Annotated in this window: 19 protein-coding genes and 3 pseudogenes; 15 read left to right on the top strand and 7 right to left on the bottom strand. The window is 57.9% G+C overall.

Annotated elements, in window-relative coordinates; all coding sequences use genetic code 11:
• The first annotated feature begins 5 nt into the window (after window positions 1–5).
• Window positions 6–1,100, top strand: a pseudogene (locus ACZ1GM_RS13005) (NAD(P)/FAD-dependent oxidoreductase).
• A gap of 92 nt (window positions 1,101–1,192) precedes the next feature.
• Window positions 1,193–1,369 (top strand): YegP family protein, encoded by a 177-nt coding sequence (locus ACZ1GM_RS13000; protein WP_472676824.1) that lies wholly within the window; start codon window positions 1,193–1,195, stop codon window positions 1,367–1,369.
• 38 nt (window positions 1,370–1,407) lie between these two features.
• Here the strand turns inward: ACZ1GM_RS13000 and rnhA are convergent, their stop codons facing one another.
• The 3 genes from rnhA to ispH form a co-directional block, all read right to left on the bottom strand.
• Window positions 1,408–1,812, bottom strand: coding sequence for a ribonuclease HI (gene rnhA, locus ACZ1GM_RS12995; protein WP_472676823.1), 405 nt, complete (start codon window positions 1,810–1,812; stop codon window positions 1,408–1,410).
• A gap of 81 nt (window positions 1,813–1,893) precedes the next feature.
• Complete coding sequence (gene thrB / locus ACZ1GM_RS12990; protein WP_472676822.1) at window positions 1,894–2,874, bottom strand: homoserine kinase; 981 nt, start codon at window positions 2,872–2,874, stop codon at window positions 1,894–1,896.
• Between the two features lie 20 nt (window positions 2,875–2,894).
• Window positions 2,895–3,875, bottom strand: coding sequence for a 4-hydroxy-3-methylbut-2-enyl diphosphate reductase (ispH, locus tag ACZ1GM_RS12985; RefSeq protein ID WP_472676821.1), 981 nt, complete (start codon window positions 3,873–3,875; stop codon window positions 2,895–2,897).
• Between the two features lie 356 nt (window positions 3,876–4,231).
• Between ispH and ACZ1GM_RS12980 the strand changes: the two genes are divergently transcribed.
• From ACZ1GM_RS12980 to tatC, 9 genes and pseudogenes are all read left to right on the top strand, one after another.
• Window positions 4,232–4,894 carry a hypothetical protein gene (locus ACZ1GM_RS12980; RefSeq protein WP_472676820.1) on the top strand — a complete coding sequence of 221 codons (663 nt, stop codon included), beginning with the start codon at window positions 4,232–4,234 and terminating at the stop codon, window positions 4,892–4,894.
• Window positions 4,895–4,998: 104 nt separating this feature from the next.
• The gene (argS, locus tag ACZ1GM_RS12975; RefSeq protein WP_472678575.1) at window positions 4,999–6,738 is read left to right on the top strand and encodes an arginine--tRNA ligase; all 1,740 of its coding nucleotides are present in this window, start codon (window positions 4,999–5,001) and stop codon (window positions 6,736–6,738) included.
• A gap of 16 nt (window positions 6,739–6,754) precedes the next feature.
• On the top strand, window positions 6,755–7,504 hold the full coding sequence (locus ACZ1GM_RS12970; RefSeq protein WP_472676819.1) for an SPOR domain-containing protein: 750 nt from the start codon (window positions 6,755–6,757) through the stop codon (window positions 7,502–7,504).
• 121 nt (window positions 7,505–7,625) lie between these two features.
• Window positions 7,626–8,646: pseudogene (nagZ, locus tag ACZ1GM_RS12965) on the top strand (beta-N-acetylhexosaminidase).
• A 44-nt stretch (window positions 8,647–8,690) separates the two neighbouring features.
• Entirely contained in the window at window positions 8,691–9,470 is a 780-nt protein-coding gene (locus ACZ1GM_RS12960; protein ID WP_472678574.1) for a segregation and condensation protein A, read from the top strand.
• Entirely contained in the window at window positions 9,467–10,138 is a 672-nt protein-coding gene (gene scpB, locus ACZ1GM_RS12955; protein ID WP_472676818.1) for an SMC-Scp complex subunit ScpB, read from the top strand. Before ACZ1GM_RS12960 ends, scpB begins: the two co-directional genes overlap by 4 nt.
• Before the next feature lie 84 nt (window positions 10,139–10,222).
• Window positions 10,223–10,465 carry a twin-arginine translocase TatA/TatE family subunit gene (tatA, locus tag ACZ1GM_RS12950; RefSeq protein ID WP_472676817.1) on the top strand — a complete coding sequence of 81 codons (243 nt, stop codon included), beginning with the start codon at window positions 10,223–10,225 and terminating at the stop codon, window positions 10,463–10,465.
• Window positions 10,466–10,485: 20 nt separating this feature from the next.
• Window positions 10,486–11,031: a Sec-independent protein translocase protein TatB gene (gene tatB, locus ACZ1GM_RS12945; RefSeq protein ID WP_472676816.1), complete on the top strand. Its 546-nt coding sequence runs from the start codon at window positions 10,486–10,488 to the stop codon at window positions 11,029–11,031.
• 10 nt (window positions 11,032–11,041) lie between these two features.
• The gene (tatC, locus tag ACZ1GM_RS12940; RefSeq protein ID WP_472678573.1) at window positions 11,042–11,860 is read left to right on the top strand and encodes a twin-arginine translocase subunit TatC; all 819 of its coding nucleotides are present in this window, start codon (window positions 11,042–11,044) and stop codon (window positions 11,858–11,860) included.
• 123 nt (window positions 11,861–11,983) lie between these two features.
• Here the strand turns inward: tatC and ACZ1GM_RS12935 are convergent, their stop codons facing one another.
• From ACZ1GM_RS12935 to ACZ1GM_RS12920, 4 genes and pseudogenes are all read right to left on the bottom strand, one after another.
• Complete coding sequence (locus ACZ1GM_RS12935) at window positions 11,984–12,196, bottom strand: hypothetical protein (RefSeq protein ID WP_472676815.1); 213 nt, start codon at window positions 12,194–12,196, stop codon at window positions 11,984–11,986.
• A gap of 126 nt (window positions 12,197–12,322) precedes the next feature.
• The gene (locus tag ACZ1GM_RS12930) at window positions 12,323–12,547 is read right to left on the bottom strand and encodes a hypothetical protein (protein WP_472676814.1); all 225 of its coding nucleotides are present in this window, start codon (window positions 12,545–12,547) and stop codon (window positions 12,323–12,325) included.
• A 154-nt stretch (window positions 12,548–12,701) separates the two neighbouring features.
• Window positions 12,702–14,380, bottom strand: a pseudogene (locus tag ACZ1GM_RS12925) (amidohydrolase).
• The gene (locus ACZ1GM_RS12920; RefSeq protein ID WP_472676813.1) at window positions 14,377–15,273 is read right to left on the bottom strand and encodes an NAD(P)-dependent oxidoreductase; all 897 of its coding nucleotides are present in this window, start codon (window positions 15,271–15,273) and stop codon (window positions 14,377–14,379) included. Before ACZ1GM_RS12920 ends, ACZ1GM_RS12925 begins: the two are co-directional and overlap by 4 nt.
• An 84-nt stretch (window positions 15,274–15,357) precedes the next feature.
• Here ACZ1GM_RS12920 and ACZ1GM_RS12915 point away from each other — a divergent pair, with 84 nt between their 5' ends.
• The 4 genes from ACZ1GM_RS12915 to ACZ1GM_RS12900 all read left to right on the top strand — a co-directional run bounded on the left by ACZ1GM_RS12915 (window position 15,358) and on the right by ACZ1GM_RS12900 (window position 24,097).
• Window positions 15,358–16,623: a threonine ammonia-lyase gene (locus tag ACZ1GM_RS12915; protein ID WP_472676812.1), complete on the top strand. Its 1,266-nt coding sequence runs from the start codon at window positions 15,358–15,360 to the stop codon at window positions 16,621–16,623.
• A 193-nt stretch (window positions 16,624–16,816) separates the two neighbouring features.
• The gene (locus ACZ1GM_RS12910) at window positions 16,817–17,665 is read left to right on the top strand and encodes an arginyltransferase (protein ID WP_472676811.1); all 849 of its coding nucleotides are present in this window, start codon (window positions 16,817–16,819) and stop codon (window positions 17,663–17,665) included.
• Between the two features lie 25 nt (window positions 17,666–17,690).
• The gene (locus ACZ1GM_RS12905; protein ID WP_472676810.1) at window positions 17,691–19,892 is read left to right on the top strand and encodes an autotransporter assembly complex protein TamA; all 2,202 of its coding nucleotides are present in this window, start codon (window positions 17,691–17,693) and stop codon (window positions 19,890–19,892) included.
• On the top strand, window positions 19,892–24,097 hold the full coding sequence (locus ACZ1GM_RS12900; protein WP_472676809.1) for a translocation/assembly module TamB domain-containing protein: 4,206 nt from the start codon (window positions 19,892–19,894) through the stop codon (window positions 24,095–24,097). Before ACZ1GM_RS12905 ends, ACZ1GM_RS12900 begins: the two co-directional genes overlap by 1 nt.
• Window positions 24,098–24,159: the final 62 nt, after the last annotated feature.

The following is a 24,159-nucleotide window of genomic DNA, read 5'->3' as shown; positions in this document are numbered from 1 at the left end:
CGCATATGCCGATCTATGATTTTGCAGTAATTGGCGCGGGAATGGCCGGGGCCAGCCTAGCGGCGGAATTGGCCGAGTATGCCAGCGTTCTGGTGCTGGAAGGCGAGGATCGGCCCGGGTATCATGCCACTGGTCGCTCTGCCGCCTTTTGGGAAGAATGCTATGGCGGGCCAGAAATCGTTCCGCTGACATTGGCGTCGGGCCAATACCTGCAAGAGCACGGATTTCTGTCGCAGCGCGGTGCCCTATATATAGGGCGCGATGAAGATGCGGGCGCGCTCGATAAATTTGAACGGCGTTTTACAGGATCCGGTGCGACATTTGAGCGGATAGATCAGTCGGGAATACAGCAACGCGTCCTTCAGATTTCTGAGGATTGGACGAGCGCAATCTGGGAACCTGCCTGTGCAGATATTGATGTGGCGGGCCTCCATGCGCATTATCTCAAGCTTGCGCAGCGGCGCCAAGTCGATTTGAGAACACGCGCAAGGCTGAGCGCGGCGGTGCGCAGTGACGAGACATGGCATCTTGAAACGGAAGCTGGTGAACGGTTTCAGGCCAAATTCCTCGTCAATGCAGCCGGTGCTTGGGCCGATGGGATCGCGCAAATAGCTGGCGCCAACCCCGTTGGTGTTCAGCCGCTTCGCCGGACTGTCGTGCAATTGCGGACAGATCCTGCCCCCCCGGCGACCTCCCGCTCGTGCTCGACATCAATGGCGGATTTTATTTCAAATCTGAATCCGGGCGCCTTTGGCTTAGCCCCCATGATGAGACGCCTAGTGCGCCGTGCGATGCAGCCCCGGAGGAACTGGATATCGCCCATGCAATTGATCGGTTTACCAGTGTTTGCAATTGGCGGATCGAAGCGGTTGAACGGCGTTGGGCAGGCTTGCGCAGTTTCGCGCCGGATCGGCTTCCTGTTTATGGTATGGATCCGCAATGCCCCGGATTTGCGTGGTTTGCGGCGCAGGGCGGCTTCGGGATTCAAACTGCGCCGTACCGCTGCTCGTTTGGCATCGCAGCTATTTCTCGGGCTGGAACGCGACGCGATGACTGCTGCAATCGACGCGAAACTCTATTCTCCGCAAAGGTTTGTGTAGAAAAAGCGAATTCGTTTGTTAGGGTGCACCAGTGCGGGTGTCGGTCGCTTGATGTTCGCGCTCTAACCAAGTTTTTGCGGGGAGGCCTTACAATGGCTCACAAATTTGAAATCTACAAAGACAAGGCCGAGGAATATCGCGTTCGGTTCAGCTACAATTCTGAAGTGATGTTCTCAACGCAGGGGTATTCCAACAAATCGAGCGCTCAGAACGCCATCGATTCGATCAAGAAAAACGGCCCAGACGCGCCGGTTGAAGATAACAGCTGATTTGCTGATGAGGGTGAGCGGCGCTTAGGGCATTTACCCTAATCCTCGTCGCTCACCTCTTCGACGATGCCCGCTTGTTCAGCAGCATCGCTTGCCAAACGGTCCACACGCTCATTTTCGGGGTGGCCCGAATGGCCCTTTACCCAGTTCCAGTTGACCTCGTGACGCGCAGTTACCTCGATCAGCTCGTGCCATAGATCAGCGTTGCGAACAGGTTTCTTACTGGCGTTCACCCATCCGCGCCGTTTCCAGCCATCAACCCATTTGGTGATTCCATCGATGACATACTTGCTGTCCGTGTAGAGGTCGACTTCGCACGGTTCGATCAGTGCGCCAAGACCCTTGATCGCGGCTGTCATTTCCATGCGATTGTTAGTTGTATCAGGCTCTCCGCCAGACAATTCTTTTTCGTGACGGTACCGAGTCGCAAGAGTGCGCCCCATCCGCCTGGCCCCGGATTTCCTTTGCAGGCACCATCAGTGTACAATTCAACGCGTTTCATTGGTTTGGTACCTAGCGCCATCTTAGCTGCTCGCGAAGAGGTCTTTGCCCGCTTGTCTATAGAATTTTAGCCGCCGGACGAAATCCATCGGGTCTTTGCGGGTCACATGCGCATCTGCGGGCGTTTCGATCCAGTCTTCCGCACGGCTCGCGATGAAGCGCATGCATGCTCCGCGTACCAGCCATGGCATGGCTTTTCTCTCCGCCTCGCTAAGGCTTCTGACGTCTTGATACCCTGATAGCAGAGCCTGACCAACGTCATCCCGGAACAAATGGCCGCCCGGGGTAAATGACCACGCGGCGTGCGTTACGGCCAAATCATAGGCGAAGAAATCCGTTGCTGCGAAATAGAAATCGATCAGGCCGGTTACGCCGTCGCCAAGCATGAGGACATTGTCCGGAAAGAGATCGCAATGGACCACGCCGCTTGGCAATGCGGCGGGCCATTCGCGTGCCAATTGGTCCAGTTCGTCGAATGTGATCTGGGCTAGCTCGGGATTGATGGATGTAAGCGCGTTCCTGCCGAGCGCGTTGATTGTGTCGCTCCAGCCATCAAGGCCGAGTGCGTTTGCGCGGGTTTGCGGAAAATCGGCCACCGCATGATGGTTGGCGGCGAGGGCACGACCGACTGACCGGGCCTGCTCCGCCGTCGGATGATCTACTGACACGCCCGGCAAATATTCGATCAGCGCAACCGCTTTGCCATCAATCTCGCGATGCGCGGCCCCGGCACGATCATGAATTGTCGCGGGCACAGGGCAGCCTTTCGCTGCGAGGTGGTCGAGCAGGCCGAGAAAAAACGGCAATTCAGTGATGTCGATCCGCCGCTCATACATGGTGAGGATGAAACGAGCCCCTGAGCCATCCTTGCCCGTGGTCTCAATCAACCAGTTCGAATTGGATACGCCCTCGGCAATGCCCTTGGCCGAAATCAGCGTGCCGACATCATACTGGCCGATTAACTCTGCAAGCTTTTCAGCGGATAGATGCGTGTAAACTGCCAATGGGCCGGCCCTGTAGAAAACTACTCAGTCAGAACGCGTGGCAGTTTGAAGACCATCTTTTCCTCAGCTGCTGCTACGGTCTCTTCCTTAACATCGCGCCATTGACGCATCAGGGAAACGACTTCGCGCACAAGCTTTTCCGGTGCCGAGGCACCAGCGGTGAGGCCCAGAGTGGTGACACCCTCAAGCCATTCCGGCTCAATGTCAGTCGCCCGCTGGATCAGTAGGGCTTTAGTCCCAAGACGCTCCGAAACCTCAACCAGACGCAAGGAATTCGACGAGTTCGGCGCGCCAATTACCAGCACCAGATCGCATTGCGGCGCGATGATCTTGACCGCCGCCTGCCGGTTGGAGGTCGCATAGCAGATGTCCTCTGCCTTTGGTCCGACGATCTGCGGGAAACGTTTTTCCAGCGCTGCGATTACCTCCGCAGTGTCATCAACCGAGAGGGTCGTCTGGGTAAGGTAAGAAAGGTCATCTTTCTGCGAAAATTCGAGTTTCGCAACGTCCTCCACCGTCTCAACCAGAGTGATTTTGCCTTCGGGAACCTGCCCCATTGTACCGATAACTTCGGGGTGGCCTTCATGGCCGATGAACAGGATATGCTGCCCCTTTTCGATCTGCCGCTCGGCCTGGCGGTGTACCTTGCTGACCAGCGGGCAGGTCGCATCAACATACAGCATGTTGCGGCGATCCGCCTCTGCCGGGACGGATTTGGGCACACCATGTGCGCTGAACACGACCGGGGCTTCGTCAGGAACTTCATCCAGCTCTTCGACAAAAACCGCGCCTTGGGCTTTCAAGCTGTCAACGACATAGCGATTATGCACAATTTCATGGCGCACATAGACCGGCGCACCATAGCGTTCGATCGCGCGCTCAACGATTTCGATTGCGCGGTCGACACCCGCACAAAAACCGCGGGGTGCAGCGATCATCAATTTCAGAGCGGGCAGTTCGCCACCAGATGGCGCAGGCGTGGATTGCAATGGGGCATTCATGTCTCAACCTCTAGGCCGTAAACTCGTAAACAGGAAGAGATTTGGTATGGATGGATTTGGCGGGACAATAGGAGGTAAACGCAGCGCAATGTCGAACATTGTGCAAGTTTTTCGACGCATTGTGTCGCAAAATAGACCATATCCTGCGGACGATGAAATGGCTGTGATCTGGCGCAAAAACAGTCTTCGTTCACAGGCCCACTATGCTCTTCAGCCTGCTTCGCGCCATCTCTTTGCCATTTCATCGCCACATCCGTCCGGTTTATGAGTTTGCGGCCTAGCGCTTTGTTTCGGACCTAGCTAGAGCGCAAGTGAAGCGCAGATGTGTGATGCAATTTTCAGGAACTCAGTAGCGAATGCCTATCCAATCTCTTCGTTCTACCAAAAAAGCTCTTGCGGTATTGCTGGGCGTAACGCTGGCTGGATGCGCGAGCGAAGGTGAGCTGGTTCTGAACCAGGGCGTTGGCGTGACTGCGGTTCGCACCGTCTGCCCGGCGGTTGGTGTTCCGGATTACACCGGCGATGTCACCGTGTTTCGAGCTGTCGATTCTCGTCTGGCGAGTGACATTGACGTGACTGCGGCGATGACCAATGTCCGGTCCACCTGCAACGAAGAGGGTGAGCGGGTTTATTCAGAGGCGAGCTTTGACGTGGTCGCGCGGCGCAGCGATACACGAGGTGCGCGGCAAGTTGCGCTGCCTTATTTTTCGACGGTCCTGCGCGGCGGCAGCGCGGTCGTGACGAAGCGGGTTGGCACCGTCACTCTCGATTTTGCTGATGGTCAGGAACGTGCGCAAGCAAGCGCGACGGCCGGTGCTTTTGTGAATCGTTCAGAAGCGACTTTACCAGAGGACATCCGACGACAGATCACGAAACGACGCAAGCCGGGTGATCCCGATGCGGCGCTTGACCCGCTGGCCGATCCAGCCGTTCGTGCCGCTGTTCAGCGTGCGACGTTCGAGCTGCTGATTGGCTTCCAATTGACTGAGCAGCAGCTAGCGTACAACGCGACCCGCTGATCCCGTCTGATATTCCGCGCCACTGATTGAGTTTGCAATTGGACTTGTAATTGGCGCGCCCGCCCGCAATGTCGGGCGACACACAATGAAATGCTGCGGTGGATATGCATACTCTTCACGCCGGATTTGCGGCGAAACTCAACACGATTCTGGATGCTTTAGAGGCTGACGGCACTTTGCCTGAAGGCGTCGTTCGCACGAATGTTGCGATCGAGCCACCTCGTGATCCCTCCCACGGTGACTTGGCGGTCAACGCAGCGATGGTGCTGGCCAAGCAAGCCAAAACCAATCCGCGCGGGCTGGCTGAAACGATTGCCGCCAGGCTTGAGCTTGATCCCGATGTGGCTGCGGTGGATATCGCAGGACCCGGCTTTATCAATCTGCGGCTGAACGACGATGTTTGGCGGGCGGAGCTGAGCGCTATCGCGCGGTTCAGCGCCGAATATGGCCGATCGTCCATGGGCACCGGCACGCGGGTGAATGTCGAATACGTGTCGGCCAACCCGACTGGTCCGATGCATATGGGCCATTGCCGTGGGGCAGTGGTTGGCGATGCGTTGTCGAGCCTGCTCGAATTTGCCGGCCACACGGTCATTCGTGAATACTATGTCAATGATGCCGGTAGCCAGGTCGATACACTCGCCCGGTCGGCGCATTTGCGGTATCGCGAGGCGCTGGGCGAGAATATCGGGGCAATCCCTGAGGGGCTGTATCCCGGCGATTATCTGAAACCGATTGGCGCGGCCTTGGCAGCCAAGTACGGCGATCAGTATGTGAGCTCGGAAGAGAGCGAGTGGCTCGTCGAATTCCGTAAGCATGCCGTCGATGGCATGATGGATCTGATTCGGTCGGACCTCGCTCTGCTCGGCATTCATCACGATCTGTTTTCGTCTGAGGCAGAGCTGCAAGCCAAGGGCAAGCCAGCTGAGGCTGAGGCGTGGCTGCGCGAAAAAGGCCTCGTCTATGATGGCGTGCTGGAGGCACCGAAGGGCAAAGCTCCGCCAGAGGATTGGGAGCCGGTTGAGCTGCCGCTGTTCCGGTCGACACAGTTTGGGGATGATCAGGATCGCCCGATCAAAAAATCCGATGGAAAGTGGACGTATTTCGGTGCGGATCTGGCGTATCATTTCCAAAAGGCAGACAAAGCAGACGCGCTGATCGATATCTGGGGTGCGGATCACGCCGGCACGGTAAAGCGGATCAAGGCAGCGGTTGCGGCGCTGACCCAGGGGGCAGGTCGTGAAGTACCGTTTGATGTGAAGCTGGTGCAGATGGTCCAGCTGATGCGGGCTGGCGAGCCGGTCAAGATGTCCAAACGTTCGGGCAACTTCATCACTATTGCTGATATGGTCGAGGAAGTGGGCAAGGACGTGGTTCGCTTCACCATGCTGACCCGCAAACCCGAAGCGCAAATGGAATTCGATTTCGCCAAAGTGGTGGAGGCGTCGAAGGATAATCCGGTGTTCTATGTGCAATACGCCCATGCCCGGATCAGATCGACCATGCGCAAGGCAGCAGCGGAAGGCTTGGCGCCGTCTGCGGAGGATCTCGGTCAACTTGGGGCCGACGACTTGGCACTGGTGTGCGAGGCAGCACAGTTTCCGCGTATTGTCGAGGCGGCGGCGAAGGCGCGCGAACCACACAGAATTGCGTTCTATCTCAACGATCTGGCGGCGGCGTTCCATGCCTATTGGAATGCCGGCAATGACGATCCGAGCAAGCGGATCATTCGGTCCGAAAATGGGACAGTTTCAGGCGCGCGGCTGTTTCTTGCGGCGCAAATCGGACAAGTCATTCGAAACGGTTTGAGCGTCTTGGGCGTTGAAGCCGTCGAAGAAATGTAAGGGGAAGGCTTACATCATGAGCAATTGGGGCGATGAGCGCGACGAGGATTATGAATCCGATGCGTATGAGGCCGAGGCCAATGACGAGTTGGCGTTCGACGAGAGCGAAGAGAGCCTGCCGTGGCTGGAGTCGGATGAGGAGGAAGAGCCCGCAGGCTTTGACGCATCGCGTCTGGTGGGCATTGGTCTGCTGATGCTCGCTGCGCTGGTTGTTTTGGTCGGCGCGATCTGGTGGGTGAGCAACCGCGCTACCCAGTCCGGTCCGGAACCTGATGGTTCGCTGATCGCCGCTCCGGAAGAGCCGTATAAAACACGTCCAGAGGACGAGGGTGGCAAGACTTTTGCGGGTACTGGCGACACCAGCTTTGCCGTTGGTGAAGGGCAGACGCGCGAGGGCCGCTTGGCTGAATCAACCGAAGCAGCGACAGCGGCGATTGCCGCTGATTCTGGCGACGCGACGACAGAACCACCCAGCGCGCCAGCTCCGACTCCGACGCCGCAATCAAGTGGCAACGCGGACGCAGCACTGCCGACCGGCACAGCTGTTCAGGTCGGGGCCTTTCCGACACGCGAGGCAGCGGAGGCTGGTTGGCGCACATTGACTCGTCAAACGGAGGCGCTTTCGGGTGTGCGTTATCGCGTTATTCGCGGCCAGGCTGACATCGGCACGGTGTACCGACTTCAGGCGGTTGGCGGCGACAATGCGACTGCAAATCGTCTATGTGCCGCGCTCAAGGCGGATGGCTTACCCTGTTTGGTGAAATAGCGGCGCGAGGCACAGGCAAAGCGGTCGCGTGCGGCGAAGCGAGTCTGGCGTGCGTTAATTTCCACATTTGCAGGGGACGGCTCGCTTGCGCATCGGCGAGTATATTGCGACGTCTACATCTATGACACCCGCAATCTTCGGGATATCCGGCACGACGCTGTCAGCCGAGGAAGCCGCTTTCTTCAAGGCGTGTGAACCTGCGGGTTACATCCTGTTTGGGCGCAATTGCGAGAGCAAGGCGCAAATTCGGGCGCTGACGAACTCGCTGCGTGATTTGCACGGGAAAGATCGCCTGTTCATCTGTATCGATCAGGAGGGTGGCCGTGTCGCGCGATTGCGCCCGCCGATCTGGTCGCCTTTCCCCGCTGGCGAAGTCTTTGATAAATTGTATCAAATAGCGCCAGCCAGTGCGATTGAGGCGGCGCGAACCAATGCCCATGCGATGGCTCTGGAATTGGCGGAATTGGGCATCACGATCGATTGCCATCCACCATTGGATGTGCGGCAAGAGGGTGCGCATGATGTGATCGGCGACCGTGCACTCGGTGACGATCCGATGCAGGTGGCGGCATTGGGGCGAGCCATTCTAGACGGCCTGGATGCTGGCGGGGTCACGGGCTGCGTGAAGCATATGCCGGGACATGGCCGCACAACCACTGACACACACAAATCGATGCCGACAGTGACCGCGGTACGCGACCGAACTCGAAGCAGATATTGCGCCGTTTAGGTCTCTAAATCAAGCGCTTATCGGGATGACGGGTCATCTGCTCTTCACCGAATGGGATGCGGACAATCCTGCTACACTGTCGCCAAAGATCATCGATAATGTAATCCGCGGTGAAATCGGTTTTGATGGCCTGCTGCTGACCGATGATATCGATATGGAGGCGCTGGATGGGACGATCCCCGAACGCTCTGTCCAAGCGATTGAGGCGGGGTGCGATCTTGTGCTCAACTGTTGGGCCAAGATGGACGATATGATTGGCATCGTTGAATCAGTTGGCCGCATCAGTGACACCTCTAGGGCGCGTTTGGCGGCGGTTGAGGCCAAGATGGGTGATCTGCCGGATCAGGTTGATGTGGCTGAACTGATTGCCAAGCGCGATGCACTGCTCAACATCGCGCAGGAGGCTGCATGACGCCTGAGACGATTGAAGACAGTTTCCTGCTTCAAGGTGGGGCGATGGCATCCGACCAATCGGATGATTGGATGGGTATAGCTGGCGAAAACCCTGAGAATAAAGATGCGCTCTATCTTGAGCTGGACGGTTGGGAGGGGCCGCTTGATTTGCTGCTCGATCTTGCGCGGCGGCAAAAGGTCGACTTGCGCTCAATCTCGATACTCGCCCTTGTTGACCAATATCTGACTTATATCGAGCAAGCCGAGGCGTTACGGCTGGAGCTTGCCGCTGACTATCTCGTGATGGCGGCGTGGCTGGCATACCTTAAATCCTCAATGCTTCTGCCGAAGGAAGAGCAGGACGAGCCATCTGCAGAGGAGCTTGCACTCAAACTGCAATTGCGGCTGCAGCGACTTGGCGCAATGCGCGAAGCGGCGGCGCGATTGATGGGCCGCGACCGGATTGGGCGCGACATCTTTGCTCGCGGAACGCCAGAAGGTCTGCGGATCGACCGGAAAACGCGCTGGTCCTGCGATCAGTTCATGCTGATCGAGGCCTATGGGCGGGTGAAGGCACGCACGGCTCCGGCGGTGCACATGGTCCGTGAACGCCCTGTCATGACGCTCGATAGTGCATTGGACCGGGTGTCTTCGATGCTTGGCGTGACGCTGGATTGGATGCTGCTGGAGGATTTCCTACCCCCGCATGCCGATGCGCAACTGCGCCGCTCCGCCATGGCGTCGAGCTTTGTAGCGACGCTGGAACTCGCCCGTTTGGGCAAGGCTGAGATCGATCAGGAAGATACGTTCGGGCCGCTCAAAGTGCGGAGGATGCGCGGATGAGCGAGAAGCCTGACGATCTTGTCCGCGCGGTGGAGGCGACGTTGTTCGCGGCTGAAGAACCCATGACCGCGGAAGGGCTGGCGGGGTTTCTTGGCGATGCACCGCTTGGCGATGTGCGCGCCGCGCTGATGCAGCTTGTCGACAACTATGCCGAACGCGGAATTCATCTGGTGGAACGCGGCAAGCGTTGGCATTTCGAAACTGCGCCTGATTTGGCCCATTTGCTGCGCCGAGAGCGGGAGCAGGTCCGGCGGCTGAGCCGTGCCGCGACCGAGGTGCTTGCGATAATCGCTTATCACGAACCGGTCAGCCGCGCGGAGATCGAATCCATTCGCGGTGTACAGACCTCTGGCGGTACGCTGGACGTGTTGATGGAGGCGGGCTGGGTGAAGATTGCTGGCCGTCGCGAAGTCCCGGGCCGCCCGACGATTTACGCAACAACGCCTGAATTCCTCGATCATTTCGGGCTTTCTTCGCGTAAGGATCTACCGGGCATCGCCGAATTGCGCGCGACCGGGCTGCTTGATCCGGTTGATGACGCGTATGATGCTTTGATTGACGATACAGGCGATGGCGATGACGAAGGTCAACAGACTTCGGACGGGTCGAGCCCGGAGCGAAGCGATCTTCACCCTAATCTTCACCAAGACGAAAGCGAAATCGGCTAAGACGCCGGCAATTCACTCTCGTGACTGGCGCATTGCCAGCCTTACGCCTATATTGGCGGAAGAAAGAACGGAAAGGTATCTCTCATGTCGCTCGGTCCATGGCAGCTCATAATTATCGCGATTGTCATTCTGGTTTTGTTCGGACGTGGCCGTATTTCTGAGATGATGGGCGATTTCGGCAAGGGAATCAAAAGCTTCAAGCAGGGCATGAATGAGGATGAGGTTAGCGGTGATAACGCTAAGCCTGCGGGGCAGATAGAGGCTCCGGCGAAAGATCCTGCTCCTGCCGAAACGAAGTCGGCGGAACCCTCTGAAAACTCCAAATAAGCAGAAAGGCGCCCGCGCGCATGTTTGATATCGGCGCGGCAGAGTTGTTGCTGGTGGTGGTGGTGGCCATTTTGGTCATCGGCCCCAAGGAAATGCCGCGCGCTCTGCGGACCGCTGGGCAATGGATGGGCAAAGCGCGCCGTATATCCGCACAGTTTCGCACTGGAATTGATGCGATGATCCGTGAGGCGGAGCTGGAAGAAGCCGAGAAGGAATGGAAGCAACGCAACGCCGACATTATGGCGAAATCGGGCAAGGCGGATTCAGTTAAGGGAGAGGCAAAAACCGCACCTGCCGATCGACCTGACAAGCTGGCTGAGCCGCAAAACCTCCTCCCAGAAGAAGAAATGCAGGCGACAGAAATGCCGCCGCTAAAGCCCGCAGGGGCAGGGGACATTCCGCCCCCTCCACCAGAAACGCCCGATGCGGCGGCGGAGGCGGCGATTGCCCGTGCCGCGCCGAAGAAAGCGCCTGAACATGGTGGCAAGCACGGTGGCAAGGATGGTGGAGCTAGCCCAACTTCGGAGCCTGAATTGCCGCTAGATAGCGGTTCGAAGGGCGCGTAAATCCGTGAATATAATCCGCGACATTGATGATACCCAGGCACCGCTGATTGAACATCTGGTCGAATTGCGGGCGCGGTTGGTGCGCAGTGTTTTCGCACTCCTGCTCGCCTTCATAATATGCTTGTTTTTCGCCGACCAAATCCTCGGCTTTTTGATCCAGCCCCTGAAAGAGGCGTCTGATGGCAATAGCCAGCTGATCTTCACCAAGTTGTATGAGGTATTCTTCGTCGAGCTGAAGGTCGCACTGTTCGCGGGCTTTTGCGTTAGCTTCCCGGTCATCGCGAACCAGTTATGGGCTTTTGTTGCGCCGGGGCTCTATGCGCGCGAAAAGAAGGCATTCCTGCCATTTCTGTTCGCGACGCCGGTTTTGTTCGGCCTTGGGGCGGCGCTGGCCTATTACGTAGTTATGCCGACGGCGTTTGCCTGGTTTCTCAGCTTCGAAGGGGAAAGTGGCGGCTTGAAGATCGAGGCCTTGCCCGCGGCGAATGAATATCTCGGCCTGGTGATGCAATTTATTCTGGCGTTCGGGATCAGCTTCCTACTGCCGGTTTTGCTGCTTTTGCTGCACAAGGCAGGTATAGTCACGCGCGCCCAGCTCGCAGGAGCGCGCCGTTATGTGATTGTCCTGGTGGTCGCGGTCGCAGCGATTATCACGCCGCCGGATCCTGGTTCGCAATTGCTGCTCGCCATACCGTTGGTCCTGCTCTTTGAGGGTTCGCTCTTGCTGATGCGTTTCAGCGAGGCTGGCAGCATTGAGAAAGGTGAGGACGAAAGCGAGGCTGAGGAGGGTGACGGCGCAACTGACGATGACCTTCCCGAACTGGGATAGGGTATCCCGGGCTGCGTGCTAGCGCAGTGAGCTTGCCGATTATCTCGACCCTGTCAAAAACAACCCGCACATAAAAAACGGGGCCCGAAGGCCCCGCTTTCAATTTCGATTTTCCGAAGCGACTTACGCGCTGATCGGGTTGTCGTCGCCACCGTCAGCAGCAATCACGATGCCGCCGATGACTGCAGCAGCAGCCAGGATAGCAATAATGATTGAAACGCCGCCAACTTCTGACTCACCTTCAGCAGGTGCGGCAGCACGGTCGGCAGCAACAGCAGGTGCAACAGCCATTGTTGTAGCAGCGGCAGCAGCAGCAAGAATACGGAACTTCATCATTTATCTCCTTCGAGAACTGTATTCGTCTCGTTCCTCCCCCGGATAGGAAAAGCTGCGAGACAAAGCAACAAAAATTTCAACCCAATTGGGTCAGCTCGTGGTGTAATACGGATGTCTTTGAACTGGTTAGGCGCTTACGGGCGCGTCATCATCATCTTCCGACAGGAATGCGATAGCCGCGGCGACCGCAGCAACGCCCAAAATAAAGAAGATGGTGTTTTGATTACCGCCAATCTCGCTTGCGCCTTCGACAGGCGCGGAAGTACGCGCGAGTTCAGCACTCGCTTGTTGTGCTGCGAGCGGAGTAGCAATCAACGTTGCCATCCCTGCATAAAGTGCGATTTTGCGCATTATCAAACCCTCATCCGTTATAGGCATCTCACTATTCGTAAGGGGCCTTAACCATACAATCGTTGCCGTCCCATTAATGTTCCGAATTTCACGAGTTTGGCGATAGATTGTGACGTAATTACAACACGCTTGGCCGCGCTTTGCACGCTGACCGCTATTCCTTGGTGAAAACACGAACGCCGCCGACCCATGTTTCCAAGACAGCGGTCTCGCGCAGTTCTTTCGGTGTGGCCAGCATGGGATCGCGATCAACAATCAGGAAATCGGCGCGCTCGCCAACAACAAGTCTACCAAATTTGCCATCAGCAAATCCTGCATAAGCCGCATCAGCGGTAAAGGCTTTCAAAGCCTCCTCGCGCGTGATCCGCTCTTGCGGGAGCCATCCGCCAAAGGGCTCGCCAGTGGCATCGCTGCGCGTGAAGGCGACGGCCAGACCCGCAAAGGGATCGGCGGATTCGACAGGTGCATCTGACCCGAAAGCAAGCTGCGATCCAGCGTTCCTGATGCTGCGCCACGCATAGGCACCGCCCAGCCTGTCCATGCCCAGTCGTGCCTCTGCCATCTTACGGTCAGAGGTCTGATGCACAGGTTGCATCGAGGCGATGATCCCATGTTTTCCAAACAGTGCAATATCGGCAGGATCGACGATTTGGGCATGCTCAATCCGCCACCGGCGGTCGCCGGGAAAGCTCTCCGCGATCTCGGAAATGGCGTTAAGCACTTCGGCATTTGCAGCGGTGCCAATGGCATGGACCGCCGGCTGGAATTCGCCAACCGATGCCCGCACCAGTGTGTTGCGCAACTGCGCCGGGTTCATCAGCGGCAGACCAATATTGTCAGGATCGTCCGCATAAGGGCGTTTGAGCCAGGCACCGCGTGACCCCAAGGCACCATCAAGATACAGCTTTACACCGCCCAGCCGTAACCTGTCGCCATAAAGCCACGGGGTCGGGCGACTGCCCGCGATCAGTTCCATCGCGTCCGCGCCACCAGCATAGGCCATGATTCTGAGCGTGAGCGTGCCGCGATCACCCGCCCTGCGATATGTCTGCCAATCCTCTATGGTCGTGCCCATGTCCGCAGCGGTCGTAATACCTTGCGAATGCAGCAGCTTCTGCGCCTCTGCCAGCGCGAGATCGCGTTCTGCCGGACGGGGAGCGGGAATTGCCTTGCGAACCAGATTTTCAGCTGCGTCAACGAAAACGCCTGACGGCTCACGCGAACCCGCTTGACGTTCAATACGCCCGCCATCCGGGCTGCGTGAGGCGGCAGTAACACCAGCAGTTTGCATGGCTAGCGTGTTGGCCCAGCCTGCATGGCCATCAACACGCGTTAGATAGACAGGCCGGTCGGAAACGGTACCGTGTCCAATTCAGCCGCTGTGGGGAACCGCCCAAGGCCCCACTTTTCCTGATTCCAGCCGCCGCCCAAAATCCACGGGCGCGCAGGATTGTCGCGCGCAAAATCGGCGATCCTCGCCAAAGCTTCCTCAAGCGAAGTAGTGTCCGACAGATCAAGAGTGAGCGCGCCAAAGCCAACGCCCATCACATGCAGATGCGCGTCAATCAGGCCGGGTATCATCACACGGCCTTCGCCATCCACTTGATAGTCGATATCACCCGGTCTTTCGTCTTCACGGTCGAGTACGGCCACCACTTTACCGCCGTCTCCGATCACCAGCGCGTTAAAGCGATCGATCTTGCCGTCCTCATCAATCCGCACACCTTCAACATTCTCGATCAGCTGATCGGCGAGCGCCGGGGTCGAAATAGCAAGTGCTGGCAAAGCCAGCGCGGCAAGCGTTGTAAGAGGAGACGTTGAACGAAACATCATGTATTGTGTCCTTTCGGAAGGCGCTTAATCAGCGCGCTTGTATCTTGGCGGCCTGCGCCTGTCGCCTGCAGCTCGGCATAAAATTGATCCACCATTTCAGTGATCGGGGCAGACAGGCCAAGCCTTTGCGCTTCATTGAGCGCGTAGCCCAGATCCTTGCGCATCCAGTCAATCGCGAAACCAAAATCAAACTCGCCCTCAACCATGGTGGGCCAGCGGTTTTCCATTTGCCAGCTTTGCGCCGCGCCGCCCGAAATCGCCTCCAGAGTGCGATTGGTATTAAGACCCGCTGCTTGCGTGAGGCGAATTGCTTCTGACAGTCCGCCTAGAACCCCGGCAATGCACATCTGGTTTGCCATCTTCGCCGTCTGGCCTGCGCCAGCCTGTCCGACATGCACGATGGTTTTGCCATAGGCCTGCATGATGGGTTCAGCGCGTGCCATGGCTTCTGCGCTACCGCCGCACATGATCGCCAGCGCTCCATTCTCTGCGCCAGCTTGCCCGCCGGACACTGGAGCGTCGAGCGCATCAATATCACGTAGGGCCGCGGCCTCATCGACTCGTCGTGCCATATCCGCCGACACTGTGGTATGATCGATTAACAGGCTACCTGCCGTCATGGCGTCAAGCGCACCCGCATCGCCCAGCAACACATCAGCCAAATCATCATCATTGCCAACGCAGCTGATCACCACGTTCTGATCTTTGGCAGCCTCTGCAGGCGATATTGCGATCCGTGCGCGGTTACTATCCACCCGCTCCAACCACGCCTCGGCCTTGCTGGTTGTACGGTTATAGGCCGTCACATGATGGCCCGCAGCCAACAAATGTCTGGCCATAGGGCCGCCCATCACACCTAAGCCCAGAAATGCGATAGAGAATGTCTTAGTCATATTGGGGCTGGGTAGTGCAAAGCTTTGTGCGCGCAAAGCCTTTCCGTGATTGCGCTGACTAAGCGCAGCCCGTAACGCGCATCTATGGATACGGGATCATCAGTACAGCGCGCCGTGAGCACGAATGAAGCGGCGCTAGACCAGCTTACCCTAGACGATGTGCGCTCAGCAGCGGCGCGTATCGCTGGCCAGGTTGTGCGTACGCCGATGATGCATTCACAAACTCTATCTTCCATTACCGGCGCGGAAATCTGGCTGAAGTTTGAGAACCTGCAATTTACTGCGGCTTATAAAGAGCGCGGCGCGCTTAATGCATTGCTGCTGATGCCAGAGGAGCAGCGGGCTCGCGGGGTCATTGCGGCATCTGCGGGCAATCACAGCCAGGGCCTGAGCTATCATGGAACGCGTCTGGGCGTGCCGGTCACAATCGTGATGCCGCGTACTACACCGACGGTAAAAGTGATGCAGACCGAAAGCGTAGGCGGCGATGTTGTCTTGTTTGGCGAGACCTTTGACGAGGCCAACGCTCATGCTCGTGAAATGGAGGTCGACCGAGGCCTGACGTTTGTACCTCCATTCGACCATCCGCATGTGGCCGCTGGTGCGGGCACGGTCGCGCTTGAGATGTTTGAAGATGGCCCGGAAATGGATTGCATTGTCGTGCCGATTGGCGGTGGCGGCCTCATATCCGGCATGTCGACAGTCGCGAAAGCGCTAGCACCGGGCATTGACGTGGTCGGGGTGCAGGCTTCGCTATTTCCATCCATGTACAACTCGCTGAATGATGAGGGTTTGCCTTGCGGTGGCGATACGCTTGCAGAAGGCATTGCGGTCAAGCAGCCGGGCGCTTTCACCAGCCAGATCATCAATGAACGGGTCGATGAGATACTGCTCGCCGAAGAGACTGAGCTCGAACATGCGGTCTCTTTGTTACTTCAGATCGAGAAAACGGTGGTTGAGGGCGCTGGCGCGGCGGGCCTTGCCGCTATTCTTGCCAATCCTGACCGGTTCAAGGGTAAAACCATCGGGCTGGTGTTGTGCGGCGGCAATATCGATACGCGGTTGCTGGCGAACGTTCTGTTGCGCGATTTGGCGCGCGGTGGCCGATTGGCACGTGTCCGGGTCAGGCTACAGGATCGCCCGGGTGCACTGTACAAAGTCATGGGTGAGTTCGATGCGCATAACGTCAACATTATCGAGATCTACCATCAGCGCATTTTCACATCGCTACCGGCCAAGGGACTGATCACCGATATTGAGTGTGAAGCGCGTGATAAATCACAGCTGGACGCACTTCTCGCATCGCTGCTGGCCAAGGGTTACAAGGCTGAACTGGTCGAGCTGGCTTAGCCAGCAGTAAAATTGCGTAACGTTAACCATCAAATGCGTTACAGATCAGCGGTTTGCCTGCATCTTGTCGACAAAAGCTGATCATTCATAGTTAAGAACCTTTTACCTTTTGCTTTGGATCGGCATATATTCGCCATAACGAGCGGGCGATTCATGGTTTGTCCGCAAGCATTCAAAAGGTGAGACCCCAGCCGTGACGGCCCCAATTCGTTTTCCGCGCTTTTTCGTCACAGCCCCCGCGCCTTGTCCCTATCTGCCAGGCAAAAGCGAGCGGAAGGTTTTTACTGAGCTGCGCGGCGACAACGCTGATGACCTGAACGAGGCGTTGGGGCGTATCGGATTCCGGCGAAGCCAGACGGTGGCTTACCGGCCAAGCTGCCTCGATTGCCAGGCCTGCGTGTCCGTTCGCGTTGTCGCGAAAGAATTCAAGGCATCTTCCAGCCAGAAACGGATTGAGAAGCGCAATCGCGATCTCATCGCTACTGAATGCCGCCCATGGGCGACGGCAGAACAGTTCGAGCTGCTCCAGCGTTATCTCGCGGTGAGGCACCCCGGTGGCGGGATGAACGCCATGGAAGAGACTGATTTTGCTGACATGGTGGAACATTCTCCGGTCTCAAGTTATGTCATAGAGTATAGGGAACCGGGCATTGGGTCGCAGCCTGGCCGCCTTATTGGCGCTTGTCTCACTGATTTTCAGGGTGATGGGCTGTCAATGATCTATAGCTTTTACGACCCTGATCATGAGGACCGGGCGGGACTTGGAAATTTCATTATCCTGGATCACATCCGCCGCGCGGCTGATCTTGGCCTGCCCTATGTCTATCTCGGATATTGGGTCGATGGGTCGGATCGGATGCAGTACAAGGTTCGGTTCCGACCGCTCGAACGGCTCACGCGCAGCGGATGGGAAGTTATGCCTGATGATGAGCAATCTGCGCTTATCGCCCGTGCAACTGCGCCGCGTGACCGCAGCAACTCTCTCGAGAGTCCAAGCAAAGACGGTAGTCCAGCCGACTATCAGATTGCCGGAGCCGAGTAGCTCTTCTCCTGGATGTAAGCACTTGGTGCGATCTGTCGCTGCATCATTGATGCTGAGCGCTGCGTGGACGCCGACCCTCGCGCAGGGGCAAGAGCAAACCCAAGACCAGCCGGAACAGGTTAAGCTTCCCGAAGACGCGATATCGGAGACACCGCCAGAGCCTACGCCGGTACCGCTGCGGCTGGATGACCTCATTCCCGATGCCGCCGTCGAAAATCCTGAAAGCTGGGCGACGCAGGGCGCGCCTGAGACTGAGCCCGCTCTCAACATGCCGCCGTCAGATGATCCAATTTTTGACCCGACCATTGGTGAAATTGATCTCGCCATTCCGGAAGATCTCGAATTGTCGCCGCTCGAGCCGCTGGAGCCAGACGAGACGATTGAGTTCGCCGACATTGATGTTGCTGGCCCGACGCTTGAGTTTGCTGAGGCAGAAACCGAAACGATCTCTAATGAGCTCATTCTCGCTTTCCCGCAGGCTGATCCGCCATTCTCGGAGCGCGGTGATTTTGTGGAGCGGTTCGCTGCACTCTCGACCATCGAGCAACTCGATAATGGTGAAGAAAACTTCGCGCAATTGGCCGCACGGGCCAAAGCTGATGAAGAACTTCTGACTGAGCTTTTGCGCGTATACGGCTACTATGACGGTCAGATCGTCCGCTCAATCGCGGGGCGCGGCGATGATGCGCCTGAGGGTGGCGCTGACAACCAGCCACAGGTCCGCTTTAACGTAATTCCGGGGGTTCGCTACCGTTATGGCGCGATTAATCTTGGTGCATTGGATCAGGCTCAAGACGCCGATACCCTGCGGGCTGCGTTTGAAATCAAGTCTGGTGACTTTCTCCAGAATGACACGCTCGTCGCTGAGCAGGCTGACCTCGACATTGCCCTTGGCGAAACAGGCTATCCCTTCGCCGAGATTGATGCGCCTGAGCTGTTGATCGATCACGATCGGCTGAAGGGCGACCTTACCATGCCGGTGCGACCCAATGGGAAATATGTCTTTGGTTCCGTCACCAGCAGCGATCCAGAATTTCTCTCAGGCAGACACATTGGCAGCATTGCCCGGTTCGATCCGGGCGAAGGGTACAAGCGGAGCCTGCAAACCGACCTTCGCCGCGCGGTGACGGCAACTGGCTTGGTCTCATCGGTCACAATCACACCGCGCGAAGTCGAGCCCCCACGAGGCGACGAACCCGGCGTAGTTGATCTGGATGTGGGGATTGAGCGCGCCAAGCTGCGGACAATTGCGGGAGCTATTGGTTACGGCACTGAAGAAGGCGTGCGGGTCCAAGCGAGCTGGGAGCATCGCAATTTCTTCCCGCCCGAAGGTGCGCTGAAGTTCCGCGGGATCGCCGGTACGCAGGAACAACTCGCTGGCGTGAGTTTCCGCCGCAACAATTTTGGTGGACGCGACAAGATCCTCAACGTGGATTTGTTTGCCAGCACAATCGACAGCCCGGCCTTTGATGCGCGCACCGTCGCTTTCGTGACGACATATGAGCGGCAATCGACGCTGCTATTTCAAAAGCCGCTGAGCTGGTCGATCGGGCTTGAACTGATCGCCACCGGAGAGCGTCCGCCAGATGTTGAGAACAACACTGTTCCGCGCGAGACATTCTTTATTGCGGCAGTTCCTGGATATGCGCAGATTGATACGACGGACGATCTGCTCGACCCGACCGAGGGTTTTCGCCTCGGCGGGCGGCTCTCGCCCGAAGTGTCACGGAATGATGGAACCCAGAGTTTTTATCTGCGTGGACGCGTGGATGGCAGCGGCTATCGCCAGTTGAGCGACCGCATTGTTCTGGCAGGGAGGTTTGCCTTCGGTTCAATCCAGGGCGCTGATCTGGACTCAATCGCACCTTCACGCAGGCTCTATGCGGGCGGTGGTGGTTCAGTACGCGGCTATGGCTTCCGCGAGATCGGTCCGCGTGATGAGGCGGACGAGCCGAGCGGCGGTCGCAGCCTGGTCGAAACTGCTGTCGAAGCGCGCATTAGGACAAACTTTCTGGACGGGGCGGTGTCTGTTGTGCCGTTCATTGATGCAGGATCAGTGAGCTCTTCCACTACGCCTGACTTCAATGAGATCAAGGTCGGGGCGGGTATCGGTTTGCGCTACGCCACCGGCTTCGGTCCGCTTCGTCTGGACGTCGGCGTACCGCTCAATCCGGGGCCGAATGACAGCCCGGTCGCGGTCTATCTGTCGCTGGGTCAGGCCTTCTGATGGCAGATAGCGCGCAAGATGTCTCTCTTGAGAGCGAGACCTCATCAAAGCCCAAGCGTCGATGGACGAGATGGGTTCTTGGAGGGCTTGCTGCATTCCTGCTGCTGATCGTCGCAGCTGCGGCCTTGCTCAACACGTCCCTGGGTGAGCGCTTTCTGGCAGACCGGATCGCTGCGCAAACGCTGCCCAATGGTCTCAATATCAAGATCGGGCGGATCGAGGGCAATCTTTATGGTGCGGCGGTCCTCAATGATGTGATCCTGTCCGATCCGCAGGGCTCCTTTATGACGATCCCGCGCGCAGAGGTCGACTGGAATCCGGGCGCTTGGCTGTCTTATCGGCTTGATGTTGATACCTTTATCGCGCAGCGCGCGCGGCTGGAACGCCTACCTGAATTTCTCCCTAGCGAGGAAGATGGTCCGATCCTTCCCGGTTTCGATATTGCGATTGATCAGCTTGAAATTGAGCAATTGAGCTTGAGCGAGGCTGTCACCGGAACGCGCGAAGAGCGAGTCGACTTATCTGCCAGCCTATTGATCGAAGACCGTCGCTTGATGTTCGACGGAAGCGGGTCTGTGAGCGAAGAGGACAGCTTCGCACTTAAACTCGACGCAGAGCCAGACGGCGATATTTTTGATTTAGCAATGGACTATCAGACGGCGCCGGGTGGTGCTGTTGCGCTGATGCTAGGCGGCGAGGCTGGCTATCGTGCGCGCATTGTCGGTGATGGCACTTGGTCTGAGTGGGACGGCGGTCTCCTCATTCGCCGGGATGACGAGCGTTTTGCCGCGTTCAAGTTGACCAATCGCGGTGGGCTGTTTGGAATTCGGGGGCAGGTCAATCCGGCTTCGGTGACTGCCGGTATCATCCAGTCAGTACTCGGTGAAACCGTTTCGTTTGATGCTGAGGCGCGGATTGAGGAGCGCGCGATTGATGGTCGTTATGCGCTGGTGACGCGGGGTATTTTTGCGCAGGCTGACGGTGTAATCGATCTGGCGGACAATCGGTTCGACGACCTCACTCTCAATGCAATCTCGCGTGATCCCGACGCATTTGGCGGCGCATTTCAGCTTCGTGGCGGGCAATTTAATGCAACGCTTGATGGCGCAATGTCAGAGCTTGTGGTCGACCATAGATTGACCGTCGAGAGACTGATTTTTGGGACGACCGAGATTGCTGATGTGCAGCAGACGGCCACGGCGACCCTGTCTGATGGAATTTGGAATTTCCCCATTGATGTCGCGATTGCTGGCGTCATCACTGGCAGCGAAATCGTCGACCCTCGGCTGACCGATGGTAGCGCGACCGGCACGATCATTCTGGATGGCAACGATGTGCGCTCCGACGCCTTACGGATAGCATTCCCGGCGACCAGCGCCGACCTGGCGGTGCGCGGAGATTTGACGCGCGGGCTTTATGGTGTGTCCGGTGATGTGCGCGCACAGCAGCTTGCGCTGGACAATGTTGGCGTTGCCAATGGCTCCGCGCGGATCGATCTGGCTATCGGTGAAAGCTGGTCACTGCGCAGTGATATTGATGCTCGTCTGGCCCCGGTCACCAACGCGACAATCGCTAATCTCGCGGGTGAAGTAATTTTGGTGCGTGGCCCGATTGCGCTTGGGCCAGCCGCGCCGATATCATTCAACAATCTGCGTATCGGCGCATCGAAACTGTCCGCAAATCTCACCGGGCGATATGTCGATGGGCGGACCGTTGTGGCCGGACAGGGCCGCCACAACGATTATGGCCCGTTCTCACTGCAGGCGGAGGTTGGCACCGATGGCCCGACAGCAACGCTTGTCTTGGCCGACCCATTGCCAGCGGCTGGTCTGCGTGATGTCCGCCTGGCGCTCGCGCCAAGCGACGATGGTTTCCGTATCGAAACCGAGGGGCAATCACTGCTTGGCCCGTTTGACGGTGTTCTTGGCCTGGTGGTGCCGGCTCAGGGCGATACGCTGATCGATGTCGAACGGCTGACTGTGACGGACACCCTGGTTCAGGGCAGCCTCGCATTGGTTGATAACGGTATTTCCGGCGAGCTCACATTGAATGGCGGCGGTACTAACGGTGTTATTGCGCTTGATCCGGTTGCGGGCGGACAGGGTGTCGAGGCGTCATTGCAAGCACGCAATGCCAGCTTTGGCGGAGATACGCCTTTGCGGATCGCCCGAGCCGACATTGATCTACAGGGTGTCATTACCGATGGCGAAACAGACTTCACCGGCGAGGCGAATGGGCAGGGATTATCGTTCGGGACGCTATTTATCGGGCGTTTTGCCGCAGAGGGCGCGCTGAAGAACGGCACCGGTACTGTCGATGCGTCGCTCGCCGGGCGGCGTGGGGGCAGTTTCCGGCTGGACCTGACGTCGAACATCAATCCCGATGCGATTTCGCTGGCCGCGCGTGGTGAGTTTGCCGGGCGCGATATCAGCATGCCGCGCCGTGCGGTCTTAACGCGGCTCGACAATGGCGGGTGGGAACTGCAACGCTCGCAAATCAATTTTGGGCGCGGCGGAATGATCGCGAGTGGGCAGTTTGGCGGCGAGACTACAGAGATCGAGCTGAAACTCGCAGATATGCCGTTGGCGCTCATTGATCTTGTATCGGCTGATCTCGGTCTGGGCGGTACCATATCGGGTGAGGTCGCTTACAACACGGGTGCGGGCATCGCGCCTGCGGGCAGCGCAAAGATTAAGATCGATAATCTCACCCGCTCTGGCCTCGTCCTGACGTCGCGGCCAGTTGATGTCGCGCTGGTTGGCGACTTGTCTGCCGAGCGGTTGGCGTTGAGGGCGCGGTTTCAGAATCAGGACATTCAGCAGGGCCGGCTGCAAGCACGCATCTCTGGTTTGCCTGCAGATGGCGCCTTGTGGGATCGGTTGCGAGCAGGCAGGCTGGCGGGTCGCCTGCGCTATGAAGGTGCGGCGGAAAGCCTCTGGCGGCTTGCTGCGATTGACGCGTTTGATCTGACCGGACCGGTGTCGGTCTCTGCCGATGCCGGTGGTTCGCTGGCGGATCCCAGCGTCCGCGGCAATCTGAGCAGCGATAATTTGCGCGTGCGGAGCTCTTTATCAGGCACAGACATACGATCGGTCAGCGCACGCGGGCAATTTGCGGGATCGCGCCTGCGCCTTACGCGCTTTGCCGGAACCACGCCGAATGGCGGCACGGTAAGCGGCAGCGGGATTGTCGATCTGGCCGGGTTGGGTGAGACCGTGCGCGGGCGCTTTCTGGAAATCCGAGGGCCAACGCTGGATCTGCGTGCGGCGGCTAACAATGCTCAACTGCTCGATGGCAATGGCTTGTCCGCCACGATTACCGGGCCACTGCGCATCGTATCGAATGGCCTTGGCGGCACGATTGCCGGTCGTGTGCGGATTGACCGTGCGAGCTGGTCGCTTGGTACTGCGGCGGAGGATGTGAGCCTGCCTCGCGTCGCGACGCGAGAGATCAATGCGCCTGATGATCGCGCGCCGCGCGCCGCTGGCAGCCGCCCGTGGCGCTATCTGATCGATGCAAAGGGCGGAAGCCGCATTGATGTCGATGGGCTGGGGCTTGATAGCGAATGGGGCGCTGACATCATACTGCGCGGAACGACTGATGATCCCCGCATCGGTGGAGAGGCGAATGTGGTGAGAGGCACCTATTCCTTCGCCGGTACGCGTTTCGAACTCACTCGCGGAATCATCAAATTCGATGATCGCGTACCGATTGATCCCCGTCTCGATATCCGCGCGGAAACGGATCAAAACGGCATTGATGTTATTGTGCGAGTGACGGGCAATGCGCTTGAGCCTGAGATCGCCTTTACATCAGAGCCTGCGTTGCCAGAGGAAGAGATTTTGGCGCAGCTGTTGTTTGGCGGCTCAATCACCAATCTTTCTGCCACCGATGCCCTTCAACTGGGTGCGGCGCTTGCGAGCTTGCGCGGTGGTGGCGGGCTTGATCCGATCAACCAGCTGCGCAGTGCGATCGGGCTTGACCGTTTGCGGATTGTCGGGGCTGACCCGGCGCTGGATCGCGGAACGGGCGTCGCGTTGGGCAAGAATATCGGGCGACGTTTCTACGTCGAGATCATTACTGACGGGCGCGGTTACAGCGCGACAGAGGCTGAATTCCGGATTACAAGCTGGCTGTCATTGCTGGGCGCGGTATCGACAATTGGTCGCAACAGTGTGGTTGTCGAGGCTAGTCGGAATTATTAGCGGGCATGGCTTTGCTGCCTCGTGGTATCGAGCTGTCACGGTCGCATAGCGACCGCAAGGCC

It is taken from the genome of Qipengyuania sp. JB2-7, from assembly GCF_055693485.1.
This window is presented reverse-complemented; position numbering and strand designations above follow the sequence as displayed.